We start from the raw sequence: 12,450 nt of genomic DNA, 5'->3' as shown, positions 1-12,450 counted from the left end.
CGCGAGCAGCGCCCTCCCCCGCCCGGACCTCAGCTACCAGGGCTTGAGGCTGAAGAGGGGGGCCGGCTTGACGATTTCATCGGATCGCATGCCGGCCACCTTGACCGCTTCATTCGCCCAGTCGCCAATGATTTCCTGGGCCTCGGCATACCAGGTGAGTTGCTTGAGATCGACGGGGTTGATCTTGGGTTGTTCGCGATCGGCAAACATGGCGATGACCTGACCCGTCTTCGCGTTCTTCACCCGGGCCTCGAAGGCCACGGTCGCCACCGTACCGGCGACCTGCTCCGCTGCCGAGATCGCGAGCCCGCTGCCCTTGGGGGCCGCAAGCGCAGCGGCCTCCACCACGACATTGCTCGGCACCAACTCGGTCAGCGCCAGCTCGAGGATCACTGAGTCCGGCCCGGCCGCTTCGACCACCCGAAAACGTTGCCGCGGGTCGCTTCTGAAGGCATTGGCGAATTGCTGCCGCATGTAGAGTGCAATGGCCTGTGCATCCTTCTGCATCAGGCCTTGGCGCAGGTTCTGCTGCCACCACTGTGACTGGATGAGGTACTGGGTGTTGACCGGTGCAATAGCGATAGACTTGAAGGCACTCCAGTCGATACCGTCGGCAATCCACGCCTTGTCGAAGGGGAGCGCGGCATCATGCTGCAGCTTACCCAGCGGGACGAATCCGCCGCCTTTCGAGGGCGCCGCCTTCATCTGCGCACAGGACGCGAGGCCCCATGCCATCCCCACTGCACAGATCAGGCAGGCAAGCGTCTTGATGTTGCGTTTCATTATGGTCTCCAGGTTGCTGCGATCTGCCGGCGACACAGAACGGGCACTACCGGTTATCGGCATCGTCGCGTTAAACGGTCAACAGTGACTGACGCAATGGATGGCCGTCAGGTTGGGGGCCAACACGTGTCCAGTCCTGCGTCAGCCGGCGGCTCGCCGACCCGCATCAAGACCAGCGTGATGTTGTCGGTCCCACCGCGTGCGTTGGCGAGCCGCAGCAGGGCCTCGGCAGCGCTGTCCAGTGCGCTGGTACCGACGGCGCGCAGGAGTTGGCAGAGGGCATCCACCGGCACCATGCCGGTGAGCCCGTCGGTGCAGAAGAGGTAGAGATCGCCGCCGCGCAAATCGGTCAATCGGCAGGTGACACTGAGCTGCGCGGCAATGCCCAAGGCCCGCGTCAGGATATGCTCCCCGATGCCGGCCCGCCGGGCGTCGTCGAGGCTGCGGAAGAGCCCTTGATCGACGACCGCCTGGATAAACGAGTGGTCGTGCGAGAGTTGCTCCAGGCGCTCTCCCCGCAGGCGGTAGAGGCGTGAGTCGCCCACATTGACATAGGCGAGCCAGCCCGCACCCGCGAAACCCAGGACCAGGGTGGTTCCCATACCGTCGCAATCGGGCTTGGTCTGGGCCAGTTGCCAGACCGCCCGGTTGGCCTCCTGCACCGCCACCTCGACCACCGCTGCGGCCTGCTCGGCGTCCGTCCACGGCAGCAACTGGCGCCGGAAGCACTCGCGGATCGTGTCGACGGCTAACTGACTCGCCACCTCACCGGCGCTGGCCCCGCCGACCCCGTCGGCCACCACCACCAAGCCCAGATCGGCCTGGACAGCGAGCGCGTCCTCATTTTGTTGACGCACGCGCCCACGGTCGGTACGCCAAGCGTATTGCACTGGATGAGCCCACATCGCGACCCGCTCCTGGTCGGTCTCAGACCTGGGCTCGGTCAAGCGAACCCCCGCACACGCTCAGTTCGCCGGGCCGCCCGCGGCATCGCCCGCCAATTTGGCCGCCAGCCGCTTGGGTTCCACGTAGCCGCCGATCATCTCGCCAGTCTCGGTGACGATCGACGGGGTCCCGTGCAGGGCGAATTTCTGCGCCAGCGCCATGTGTGCATCCACCGGGTTGTCACAGGTCTTCTCCTCAATGGTCTGACCCGCTTTGGCCGCGGTCAAGGCAGCGCGGCGCGCCGCCGCGTCACCGGCACACCAGACGGAGATGGCCTCCTTGTAGGCCGGGCTGCCCTTGCCGGCGCGCGGGAAGAAGACATAACGCACGCGGATACCCTCCTTGCCATACTCCGCGATCTGACTGTGGAGCTTACGGCAGTAACCGCACTCGATGTCGGTAAAGACCGTGATCGTGTGTTTCGCCGACACCGAGGGTTCGAAGACGATCATCTGGGACTCACCCAAACCATCCACCAGGCGCTTGCGCACGCCGGTCAGGCGGGGCTCGGTCAGGTCCTCCCGCTTGGCGAGGTCGAGGATGCGACCGTCCACGTAGTAACGGCCGTCCGCGGTCACATACATGATCTCGGTGCCGACCATCACCTCGTAGAGGCCCTTGATCGGGGACGGCTGGATACTGTCAATCTTGATTTCTGGGGCGGCCTTCGCCAGGGCCGCGCGGATGGTGGCGTCCTCGGGCGAAGCGGCGAACAGGGCGCCGGCGGCGAGCATCAGTGCGGCGGCGGCGAGCGAACGGCGGAAATGCATAGTGGTTTCTCAGTCTGCGCAAGCGGTGGAGGACGGGAGACGCGGCGGCAGCGCGCCCGGACCTGGGGGTGAACTGGGGGGTGGAATGTGGTTTCAGTCTCTGAAGTTGCTGAATTTGATCGGGAGACCCCAATCCTCTCCGCGCAACAGGGCCATGGCCTCCTGGAGGTCGTCGCGGTTCTTGCCGGTGACCCGGACCTGGTCCCCCTGAATCTGCGACTGGACCTTGAGCTTACTGCCCTTGATGCGCTTGACCATGGACTTGGCGGTATCGCTGTCCACGCCCTCCTTGAGCAGCACCTCCTGACGCGCGGCGTTAAGCGTGATCGCCGGCTCCTGGACGTCCAGGGCCTTGAGGTCGACCGCGCGTTTGACGAGCTTCTGGCGCAGGATGTCCATCATCTGCTGCAATTGAAACTCCTGCTCGGCGGCCATCAATACCTTGCCGTCGGCGAGTTCAAAGGTCGCCTTGACGCCCTTGAAGTCGAAGCGGGTGGAGGTCTCCCGATTGGCTTGATCGACCGCGTTGCGGACCTCTTGGAGGTCGATCTCGGAGACGATGTCAAACGAGGGCATGGCAGTTAAGTCCTTGACTCTATGTTATATCTATACGCCGGACGGCGGCGGGGAAAACTGTCGGGTATTTTCTCACGCCAAGACGCCAAGACGCCAAGAAAAAAACACTGCGTCCACCCACCGGATGAACCGCCCGACGCTGCTAACACACTCAATAACTTTGGCGTCTTGCCGTGAGCACTGATCCCGGACCAGACTCATCCGCGTGGATGGTGCCGCGCGTGCAGCTGTTTCAAGCGCTCCCGAGCAACGTGTGTATAGATCTGGGTGGTCGACAGGCTGCTGTGGCCCAGCAGCATCTGGACCACGCGCAAATCCGCCCCATGGTTCAACAAGTGGGTGGCAAAGGCATGGCGTAAGGTATGGGGCGAGAGTGGCTTCACAACCCCGGCTTGGATGGCGTAACGCTTGATGAGCTGCCAAAAGGCCTGACGGGTCATGCAGTCGCTGCGGCTGGTCGGAAACAGAAAGTCGCTCGCGCGTCCGCCCAGCAAGTCCTGACGCGGTCCGCGCACAAACTGCGCGAGCCAGTCCACGGCGTCCTCCCCCAGCGGCACCAGTCGCTCCTTACTACCCTTGCCCATCACCCGCACCACCCCCTGGGTCAGGCTCACCTGACCGGAGGTGAGGGTCACCAGTTCGGTCACCCGCAGTCCCCCGGCATAAAGCACCTCGAGCATGGTGCGATCACGATGGCCGCGCGAGTCCGCCGGGTCGGGCGCCCCCAGCAGGGCCTCCACCTCCGCCTCGGTGAGACTCTTGGGCAAGGGCCGGCCAAGCTTCGGGGCATCCACCCGCGCACTCGGGTCCTCCTGGAGCACACCCTGGCGCACCTGGTGCTGATAGAACTGGCGCAGGCAGGACAGCAGCCGGGCCGCCGAGCGCGGCTTACGCCCCGCCACCGACAGGACCGCCAGATAGTCGAGCAGATCCAGTCGATCGGCCTGGAGCAGGCAATGCCCACGCTCGCGTTCGATCCACACGGCAAAGGCGCGCAGGTCCGACTGATAGGCGGCCAGCGTGTTCTGGCTCAGGCCCCGCTCCATCCAGAGGATATCCGCAAAGCCCTCGATCACCGCCCGGTCATCCGCCATGGCGCCACCCCTCAGTCAACCACCACCCCCTCGTGTCGGAGCAGCGAGCGCTTGAACGCGAGCTTGCCCCCGGTGCTATCCCCGGCAAAGCCGCCCAGCCCAGTGACCCCCACCACGCGGTGACAGGGCACCACGATAGGGCAGGGATTGGCCCGGCACGCCTGCCCCACGGCCCGCGGAGCGCTGCCCAGCTCGTGAGCAAGATCCCGATAGGTGCGGGTCGCCCCCGGCGGGATGGCGCGGATGGCCGCCCAGACCCGCCGCTGAAAGAATGTGCCGCCCAGTTCCAGGGGCAGGTCGAAGGGCGCGGTACCGTCCGCAAAATACGCCTCCAGTTGGCGCCTGAGCGTCGGCGGAGCCACACCGGCGCCGCACGCGGCGGGTAGCGGATCCAGGTCCACCCCGGTCAGGGTTTCCCCCGTCCAGTGCAGACCAATGGGGCCCATGGGGGTAGCGAACACGGCCTCGGGCATGTGGCATCTCGGTCAAACAGTCGGCGACAGGTGCAGGGTAGCGGAGATCCGTGAGCCTAGAAAGTGCCGTGCGCATGACCCGGCGCGAGGACCGCAAAGACCACGACGCAGGGATGCGGTCCGCAGTGCCAAACCTGTGGATAACTCTGTGGACGAATGTCCTGAAGCCCTCGGCAAGTCGCTCATTTCCGACTTCATTTTCTTTAGGGGCCGGACGCGCCCACTGAAAAGAAAATCGCAATAACAGCCAGTTACGATCATTTGTCAAGCCCTTACCCCATCCTGCCGCCCCATTTCGTACGACTTTCGCCGACGGCGGAGGGTGTGCACAAGCTGCCGGTGCGTGAACAATGGCGACGAGGTTTGTCAAGTCGAGCGTCCTGCCCGGTGGCACTTAGCCCGCTGCCCCCAAGGGGGCGAACAGGGCCTGCAGGTCCGCACCGTTGAAGCCCAAGTCCGGCTCTCCGGCCGACTCCTGATAGACCCCGGCAGCCAACGCGCGTTTGCGCTCCTGCATCGTCAGGATGCGTTCCTCCACCGTCTGCTCCGTCACCAGTTTGTAGACGAAGACCGGTTTGTCCTGGCCGATGCGATGGGCGCGGTCCGCCGCCTGCGACTCCACCGCGGGGTTCCACCAGGGGTCGTAAAGAATCACGGTGTCCGCCTCGGTGAGATTGAGCCCCACGCCCCCAGCCTTGAGGCTGATAAGGAAGAGGTTCACCGCTCCCGAGCGGAAGGCGTCGATGGCCTCGTCGCGCTTGCGGGTCTGGCCGGTGAGCTTGGCGTAGGGGATGCCGCGCCCGTCCAGTTCGGTCTCGATCAGCGCGAGCATGCTGGTGAACTGGGAGAACAGCAGGATGCGCCGGCCCTCCTCCAATTGCTCCGGCACCAGGTCCATCAGGAGCTCCAGCTTGGCGGACTCCTTGACCCGGGCGGCCGCCGGCAGCTTCAACAAACGCGGATCACAGCAGGTCTGGCGCAGCTTCAGCAGCGCATCCAGGATGGTGATATGGCTGCGCGCCAGGCCCTGGGCGGCGATGGCATCGCGCACCCGCTGCTCCATGGAAAGCCGAATGCCCTCATAGAGCGCCGACTGGGCCTCGCCCAAGGTGACGCTCTTGATGATCTCGGTCTTGGGCGGCAGTTCGGTTGCCACGTCCTGCTTGCGCCGGCGCAACATGAAGGGGGCCACGCGCTGGGCCAGGCGGGCATGGCGCTCCTGGTCGCGGTGCTGCTCGATCGGGGTGCGCCAATTGCGCTTGAAACTGGCCTGGTCGCCCAGAAAGCCCGGCAGCAGAAAATCGAACTGGGTCCACAGCTCGCCCAAATGGTTCTCCATCGGGGTACCGGTCAGACAGAGGCGATGATCGGCCTTGAGGGCGCGCACCACTGCAGCGGCCTGGGACTTGGGGTTCTTGACCGATTGGGCCTCGTCCAGGATCACTGAGTGAAAGGACTGCCCCTGCAGATGCTCCTGGTCCCGCGACAACAGTGGGTAGGTGGTCAGCACCAGGTCATAGTTCGGGATGCGCTCGAAGGAGGCATGCCGCTCGGACCCATGCAGTACCAGGGTACGCAGGGCCGGGGTGAAGCGCGCCGCCTCCCGTCGCCAGTTGCCCATCAGGCTCGTGGGGGCGACCACCAGTGCGGGGCGGTCGAGCCGCCCGGCCTCCTTTTCGACCAGCAGGTGGGCCAGGGCCTGGATGGTCTTACCGAGCCCCATGTCGTCCGCCAGGATACCGGCCAGGTCCCAGGCGCGCAGGAACTGGAGCCAGTCGAGCCCACGCCGCTGGTAGGGGCGCAACTCGACGGTCAGCCCGGCGGGCGGCTCAATCGACTCGATGCCGGTGAAGTCCGCGAGGCGTCGGGCCAGTTCGCGCAGCCGCTCGGCCCCGCGGATCGCATACCCCTGGGCCTCCAGGTCGGCGAGCGCCGCCGCGTCAAAACGCGAGATCCGCAATTGCCCGTCCGCCCCCGGTGCGGCCCGGTCGAAGAGGTCCCGCAGGGTCTCGATGAAAGGCAGCAGACGCGCCGCGGGCAGATCGACATAGCGATGGGCCGCGGCGGCGTCGGTCCCCGTGGGGTCCAGGGGCAGGCTGATGATCTGCGGCAGTTCGGCGCCCATCCCCAGCTCCAGCAGGGGGGCGATAATCGGCAGCAGGGGGACGTGCCGCCCACCGATGTCCAGGTCGAAGCGCAGGCCGAACCAGTCGTTGACCCCAACCTCCGGGGCCTCCTCCACCTCTAGGTCCCAGTCCGCCGCCTCGAAACGTAGCCGGAAGGTCGACGCAATATCCACCCGCCAGCCGGCCGCTTCCAGGACCGGCAGACCGTCGCGCAGCAGCGCGGACCAGTGCCCGGCGCGCTCAATGGGATTGGTGGCGGCGGGGAGCAGCCGGTGACCGCCAGGGCGCACGGTCTCGACCGGCACGAAACCCAGCCCCGCCAGGGTGTCGAGGGCGGCATGCTCCGCGTCCAGATCGCGGCGGATGCGTACCGTCCCGCCGTCAGCGGCGAGCACACTGTGCGACACCGCCGGCAGGCCGGGGACGCGATGACCGGCATAGTCGAAATCCAGGCTGAGCAGGTCGGTCTCGATGCCCGTCAGCGGTTCGCAGCTCAGCGTCAACCAGGGGACAGCCGGGGCCGCAACGACCTCAGCCACCGGCACCGGCACCGGGGGCGGCAGGGGCAACTGGGGGAACTCCAGCACCAGGGTGCGGGCGATGGCCTGCGCCTGACTGGCACGCAGGCGCGGGGCGGCCAGCAGTTCGCGCAGTTGGGCGCAGCTCAAGCCCTGGGCCTGCACCGGGCCCACCAGGTGCTGCGTGCCGTCGAGATACAGCGGCGGGTCCAGGAGCAGCAGCCGGGCCGCCGGGGTCACGGTCAGCACCAGGCTCAGCAGTGCGTCGGCACCCTCCCGCCAGCCGATCGTGAGATCCCGCGGCGGACCCGCTACCAAGGGTGCCGCCTCGCTGCCTTGCCAATGGCAACGACCGGTCGCGACCATCCGCAGCAGGGCCAACTGGCCGTTTAGTCCGCTCAAAGGGACGCTCGTGATCCACTGACCGGCGGCGGAGGCGCGCAGAATACCCAGGATGTCATGGTCTACCGCCGCCAGATACTCAGGCGTGGAGAACCCGTGCAGCAGGTTATAGAGATTCGCCTGGCGGCCCTTGGAGAGCCCGCCGCGACGCAGGGGCTTGGCGACCCGCAGTTCCACGGCGACTCCCTGGCTGTCGGTGGGGCTCGGCTGGAGCACATAGACCAAGCGTTCCGCATCCGCGACCGTGACCGGGGTCTCACCGGCCGCCACCACCCGGGTGAGCCAGCGCTTCAGGAACTCGGTAGCGGCGCTGCCGTCGGTGGGTTGGAACTGGCGCTCACGCTCCTCGAAGGCGAGGCAGGCAGCGGCCACGTGCTTGCAGTTGTAGCCCACCGGGCAGCCGCAGGAGCCCGTGATGTCGCGCTTGTCAGGGTCCGCGGGGATGAAGATGGACTGGCGATAGAAGCGCCCGCCGCTGCCACGCACCCGCGCCTGGAGACTGATCCCGTCGGCGTCGCGCCGCTCCTCCGCGAGATCGATTACCATCCCTTGCCGGAAATAGCCGAGACCCCGGTTGAACGAACTCAGGTCGATCGCGTGGCGAATGTCGTCTCGGGTCAGGGGGCGGGGCATGGGACTCAGATAGATCAGGCGTCAACAGCGACCGTCCATTGTCGCCTGTTCCGGGGCCCTTGCCCATGGGGCGGGGAAGAAAGACCCGGAACGCTCAGTTATCGGAACGCGGTTCGATCATCTTCAGTTCAGCCCCCGGCGTCAGGGAGCGGATCCACGGGCGCAGCTGCGGGGGCAATTGCCCGACTGCCGCCTGGGCATCCGCCCTACTCTTGTAGATGCTGTGGATCAGCACGAACCAGGGCCGCCCCCGCCGGACGTCCTGGTACACATAGACCCGGGCCGGCAGGTTCGGGCCGGCAGCCATTTCCAGGATCTTGTCCAGATGGTAGCCGCCGCTGATTTGCAGGGCAAAGGGGCGGTCGGTGACCGTCAGCTGATGTTTACCCGCCAATGCCGGGGCGGGTTGCGGAGCGGGTTCCGCGATGGGTGCCGGGATGGGGGCTGGGGCAAGTTTCGGGGCGGGTTCGGGGATGGGTTCCGACGCGGCGGACTTGAGTGGGCGTGACGGGCTCGCCGGCTGAGGGTCGACGCTCGGCCCGACCTTCGACGGCATCCCGGCGACCACCGCTTGGAGGCTGCGTTGCACGCCCACCAGTTCAGCCCCTTGGCGACCCTGTTCGGCCGCCAGCTGGTCCAGCCGGGCCGCCAGGGCTGGGTCTTGCACCACGCCGCCCGAGACCTGCCCCACCACGGTGGCGATGGCCGTTAGCCGGTCCTGAAGCTCGGTATCCTGCCGCGCGATACCGGAGAGCCGTTGCAGGTCCTGGCGCAGGGTAGCGACCTCCGCAGAAAGATCGGCCACGGGCGTCCGCCAATACGCGTACAGGGCGACCAAGCCGCTACCGGCCACGGCCAGGCACAGCGCCAGGACCGTCACCCGACCATGGCGGCGCAGCCGGGCCTCCAACTCCTCGCGCTGCGACTTCGACTCACGCTGCAATTGAGCGATGTTGAGGCGGCGGTCATCATCCACATCGGCGATCCGCTCCACCAGCGCCTTTTCCCGGTCTCGCAAGCGCTCCCGTTGGGCTGCGGCCTCGGCGGCGAGTGCCGCCAAGGCCGCCGCCTGCTCGGCCAACTGCCGCTGCGCCCCCGATTGGCCGGGCAGCGGCTCCCCCCAGGCCGCTTCCAGTGCATGCAGCCGCTCTTGCAGCGACAAATCGGGTGCAAAGGGGTCGTCTCGGACTGTGCGTTCCTGGGGCTCGGCCATGGTCGTTCCTACGCCATTCAGTGGTGGTTACCCATGATCCCGGATTTCTCTCGGGGTTGCAACAATTGCAACGCCGGCGCAGTCACCCCCCGTTGAGCGGACGTCCAACCAGATAGCTCCGGGTCGCCACGCGGGCACACCGGCCCAGGCCCCAGCACGCTGTTGAGCGGCCAATTGGGCCGGGTGGCCGGATTGGTCAGGCATCGTGCGGTCGCTGACTGGTTCGGCGATGCGGTACACTAAGGACCCGGTGCGTGACCCGCCTGACGAGTTTACCGCAGGTCCCGTCCATCCGTCCGCCCTCGTAGCTCAGCTGGATAGAGCGATCGCCTCCTAAGCGATAGGTCGTGGGTTCAAATCCCGCCGAGGGCACCACATCGCCGTTTCAGACAGTTCCAGGAAGCACCGAAGCTCTCGTTTCTGCCGCCTTTTTTTGCTCTGAGGGGTCAGACGGTCTAAGGTAGTCCCATAGCAGCCCGCGCATCTGGGGGTACCCACGGGGGTATCCCGGCCCCGCAAAAGAGGGATACCCCCATGCCCCTGACCGATACCGCCATCCGCAACGCCAAGCCCACTGCAAACCCTACAAGCTGGCGGACGAGCGCGGGCTTTACCTGCTGGTCAACCCGAATGGCACCAAGCTCTGACGCTTCAAGTACCGCATGGACGGTAAAGAGAAGCTGATGGCGCTGGCCGCTTACCCAGGCGTGACCCTGAAAGCGGCCCGCACCCGGCGCGACGAAGCCCGCGAACCGATCGCCAAAGACATTGACCCAAGCGCCGCGCGCAAGGCCACCAAGACCGCGGGGATTGATACCTTCGAGGCCATCACCCCTGAGTGGTTCGGGCGGAACCCCACGAAGTGGGTACCGGCCCATGCTGAAAAGATCATCCGTCGATTCGAGGTTGACGTGTTCCCCTGGATCGGCCCCCGGCCGACGGGCGGGATAACCGCCCCTGACCTGCTGGCCGTGGTCCGTCGCATTGAAGCTTGGGGGGGCACTGGAAACCGCCCATAGAGCCCTGCAAGCCTGTGGGCAGGTATTCCCCCCCGAAGCAGTGGTTAGCTGACGCGCTTTGCGGTGGTCATTGCCCGACTCGGGTATCGCTTAGGCGTAGGAATCGAACTTGCAGGGGATGCCTCGGGAATCAAGGGCTTCTCGTAGCTTGTTAACGGCTTGCTCGTCTCCGGCATAGGCGATTTCGAGGAGCATCAGCAGCACCCGGTCCTTCTCACTTGCGGGGACTGTGAGCCAGTACTCGTAGTCCGAATCCCCCCAAACCTCGCGGACGAGCGGGCCGAGATCCTGCCCGGACAACAGGAGGTCTCCCGTGCTTGTGATCTCCGCGGTGATGTGTCGCTGGTCGGTGCCGTCAGCATCGACGAGGCGAATGACGTTTGTCATGATTACTCCTAAGCGGCTATCTGGTCAGCGTCGAGCGTGTAGGTCGGGTTAGCGAAGCGTAACCCGACGGCAGCGCCATGGCGGGTTACCGCGCACGCTACCGTCAGCACGGGTGGCGCGGGTGAAAGGGCGCGCCTAACCCGACGACCGGCTTGGGCAGGGGCTCGGCAAGCGGCAATGCGTCCCGGTCGGAACCCGCGGCGCGCAGAGACTCGGAGAAAAAGCGATCTTGCGTGAGATATCAGGGCGCGGAGCGCCCAGTACAGGCGTGACACTGCCGCAGCAGTGTCACGATGCGCCTGCTAAAGCGCTCCAACGGCACGGCACAACTCGGTAGTGGGGCAAGCCATCACCCTATCGGTGCCGGGTGGCCGCAGTGATGATCAAGCCCATCACGGGGCACAGGTGATCTCGACGACATCACTGAACTGCCCAACCTCCTTGTCGTTGATCACATAGACTGCCGTGTAGCGGCGCAACTCGGTCTTGCCGGGTTCGAGCAGCGGGCGGCTGTCCGTGTAGGGAGAGTGGTTGGCGTGCCCCACCAGGAGCCAAGTCGTCTGCCCTTCGCGCTGCCAGTAAATATTCACGCCTTCGGTCCCGAGCTTGGGAAAGCGCAACTCGACCGCGCCGTCGGTCTTGTCGGTGCCGCTCAGGATGGGCTTGGCCGTGGCGGGGTCGAAGCTGATCTTATGGCCGACAATCCCCAGGTCGGCACCCGCTGCCTCGGTATAACCCGCATGCCCCTTCACACGCCGCGCGAGTCCCCGGCCCAGGGACATGAGGGTCCCCCGGCTGTGATCCTTCTCGGCGGTGATCCGCTTGGCGGTGGTGTTGATCTCCGCGACTGCGGCATTCTTGGCACGAAAATCGGCATTTGCCCCGCCCAAGATAGCGACCTCCTCGGCGGTCACACCATAGGCGGCGGGATTGGCTGCCAGCTTGGCATGCAAATTTTCCGCCCAAACCAGTAAGTCGTGGTCCGAGTTAGGGATGAAATCGGAGTTAGACATTTTGGCTGCACTCCTTATCGTTCGCGGTTAAACGGATGGTCCTCGCAGGATGGAACCAGGCGCCGCGGTGGAGGCAATGGATTTGGCATGGTGTCCACCGAGACAGTCCCCGACACCCCTGCGCAATTCAAGTATAGTCCGGGGATACCGACGCACTACCCCGGAATCTCCGCTAGTTCCCTGGGGCTGCTCATGGATTCCCCTGGGGTGCGCCTTTAGACCCTGGGATAGTTCCATGGCTCCCCCGAGAGCGTCGCGGAGTCCCTGGAGGTATCGACGGACTCCCCTGGGGTCGGGGTTCGCGGAAGGATGATGCAAAATATTGTTTGTTTTATTTTTTCATGGTCTTCCGCGAGTCGTCCGCGGAGTCCCCCGAGGACTCCGTCCCCTCCCTGCCAGGCTCCATGGAGTCCCCCGAGCGTTAGCCGGCCACGGACCCGCGCTTCCCGGAGTCCCTGGAAGACGGCGGCAACTCCCCCGCCGCCGTCCTTGGGTCCC

Annotated in this window: 10 protein-coding genes, 1 tRNA gene and 1 pseudogene; 2 read left to right on the top strand and 10 right to left on the bottom strand. The window is 65.8% G+C overall.

The window, feature by feature from the left end; genetic code table 11:
• Window positions 1-33: 33 nt before the first annotated feature.
• The 8 genes from QZY44_RS14845 to QZY44_RS14810 all read right to left on the bottom strand — a co-directional run bounded on the left by QZY44_RS14845 (window position 34) and on the right by QZY44_RS14810 (window position 9,533).
• Window positions 34-783 carry a DUF3313 family protein gene (locus QZY44_RS14845; RefSeq protein ID WP_295447522.1) on the bottom strand — a complete coding sequence of 250 codons (750 nt, stop codon included), beginning with the start codon at window positions 781-783 and terminating at the stop codon, window positions 34-36.
• A 107-nt stretch (window positions 784-890) separates the two neighbouring features.
• Window positions 891-1,688: a protein phosphatase 2C domain-containing protein gene (locus QZY44_RS14840; RefSeq protein ID WP_295447520.1), complete on the bottom strand. Its 798-nt coding sequence runs from the start codon at window positions 1,686-1,688 to the stop codon at window positions 891-893.
• A gap of 60 nt (window positions 1,689-1,748) precedes the next feature.
• A complete protein-coding gene (locus tag QZY44_RS14835) occupies window positions 1,749-2,498 on the bottom strand; it encodes a DsbC family protein (protein WP_295447517.1) in 750 nt (249 codons plus the stop codon).
• 93 nt (window positions 2,499-2,591) lie between these two features.
• Window positions 2,592-3,074 carry a YajQ family cyclic di-GMP-binding protein gene (locus tag QZY44_RS14830; RefSeq protein ID WP_295447515.1) on the bottom strand — a complete coding sequence of 161 codons (483 nt, stop codon included), beginning with the start codon at window positions 3,072-3,074 and terminating at the stop codon, window positions 2,592-2,594.
• Between the two features lie 197 nt (window positions 3,075-3,271).
• Window positions 3,272-4,168 (bottom strand): site-specific tyrosine recombinase XerD, encoded by an 897-nt coding sequence (gene xerD / locus QZY44_RS14825; protein WP_295447513.1) that lies wholly within the window; start codon window positions 4,166-4,168, stop codon window positions 3,272-3,274.
• A gap of 11 nt (window positions 4,169-4,179) precedes the next feature.
• Entirely contained in the window at window positions 4,180-4,641 is a 462-nt protein-coding gene (locus QZY44_RS14820; protein WP_295447511.1) for a methylated-DNA--[protein]-cysteine S-methyltransferase, read from the bottom strand.
• 394 nt (window positions 4,642-5,035) lie between these two features.
• On the bottom strand, window positions 5,036-8,320 hold the full coding sequence (locus tag QZY44_RS14815; protein ID WP_295447509.1) for a DEAD/DEAH box helicase: 3,285 nt from the start codon (window positions 8,318-8,320) through the stop codon (window positions 5,036-5,038).
• A 94-nt stretch (window positions 8,321-8,414) separates the two neighbouring features.
• Window positions 8,415-9,533: a hypothetical protein gene (locus tag QZY44_RS14810; protein ID WP_295447507.1), complete on the bottom strand. Its 1,119-nt coding sequence runs from the start codon at window positions 9,531-9,533 to the stop codon at window positions 8,415-8,417.
• A gap of 298 nt (window positions 9,534-9,831) precedes the next feature.
• Between QZY44_RS14810 and QZY44_RS14805 the strand changes: the two genes are divergently transcribed.
• Together QZY44_RS14805 and QZY44_RS14800 are read left to right on the top strand one after the other, a co-directional pair.
• Window positions 9,832-9,908, top strand: a tRNA-Arg gene (locus QZY44_RS14805).
• A 284-nt stretch (window positions 9,909-10,192) separates the two neighbouring features.
• Window positions 10,193-10,552: pseudogene (locus QZY44_RS14800) on the top strand (integrase arm-type DNA-binding domain-containing protein); the annotation flags it as partial.
• Window positions 10,553-10,642: 90 nt separating this feature from the next.
• Here the strand turns inward: QZY44_RS14800 and QZY44_RS14795 are convergent.
• Entirely contained in the window at window positions 10,643-10,939 is a 297-nt protein-coding gene (locus QZY44_RS14795) for a hypothetical protein (protein ID WP_295447503.1), read from the bottom strand.
• A gap of 392 nt (window positions 10,940-11,331) precedes the next feature.
• The gene (locus QZY44_RS14790; RefSeq protein ID WP_295447501.1) at window positions 11,332-11,952 is read right to left on the bottom strand and encodes a hypothetical protein; all 621 of its coding nucleotides are present in this window, start codon (window positions 11,950-11,952) and stop codon (window positions 11,332-11,334) included.
• Between the last annotated feature and the right edge of the window lie 498 nt (window positions 11,953-12,450).

This window comes from uncultured Thiodictyon sp., assembly GCA_903837595.1.
Lineage (GTDB): Bacteria > Pseudomonadota > Gammaproteobacteria > Chromatiales > Chromatiaceae > Thiodictyon.
The sequence above is the reverse complement of the archived record's forward strand: the minus strand, read 5'-3'. Positions and strand labels throughout refer to the sequence as shown.

Coding starts and splice junctions, on each gene's coding strand:
- QZY44_RS14845 (WP_295447522.1), bottom strand. CDS start 783: ATGAAACGCAACATCAAGACGCTTGCCTGCCTGATCTGTGCAGTGGGG.
- QZY44_RS14840 (WP_295447520.1), bottom strand. CDS start 1,688: ATGTGGGCTCATCCAGTGCAATACGCTTGGCGTACCGACCGTGGGCGC.
- QZY44_RS14835 (WP_295447517.1), bottom strand. CDS start 2,498: ATGCATTTCCGCCGTTCGCTCGCCGCCGCCGCACTGATGCTCGCCGCC.
- QZY44_RS14830 (WP_295447515.1), bottom strand. CDS start 3,074: ATGCCCTCGTTTGACATCGTCTCCGAGATCGACCTCCAAGAGGTCCGC.
- xerD (WP_295447513.1), bottom strand. CDS start 4,168: ATGGCGGATGACCGGGCGGTGATCGAGGGCTTTGCGGATATCCTCTGG.
- QZY44_RS14820 (WP_295447511.1), bottom strand. CDS start 4,641: ATGCCCGAGGCCGTGTTCGCTACCCCCATGGGCCCCATTGGTCTGCAC.
- QZY44_RS14815 (WP_295447509.1), bottom strand. CDS start 8,320: ATGCCCCGCCCCCTGACCCGAGACGACATTCGCCACGCGATCGACCTG.
- QZY44_RS14810 (WP_295447507.1), bottom strand. CDS start 9,533: ATGGCCGAGCCCCAGGAACGCACAGTCCGAGACGACCCCTTTGCACCC.
- QZY44_RS14795 (WP_295447503.1), bottom strand. CDS start 10,939: ATGACAAACGTCATTCGCCTCGTCGATGCTGACGGCACCGACCAGCGA.
- QZY44_RS14790 (WP_295447501.1), bottom strand. CDS start 11,952: ATGTCTAACTCCGATTTCATCCCTAACTCGGACCACGACTTACTGGTT.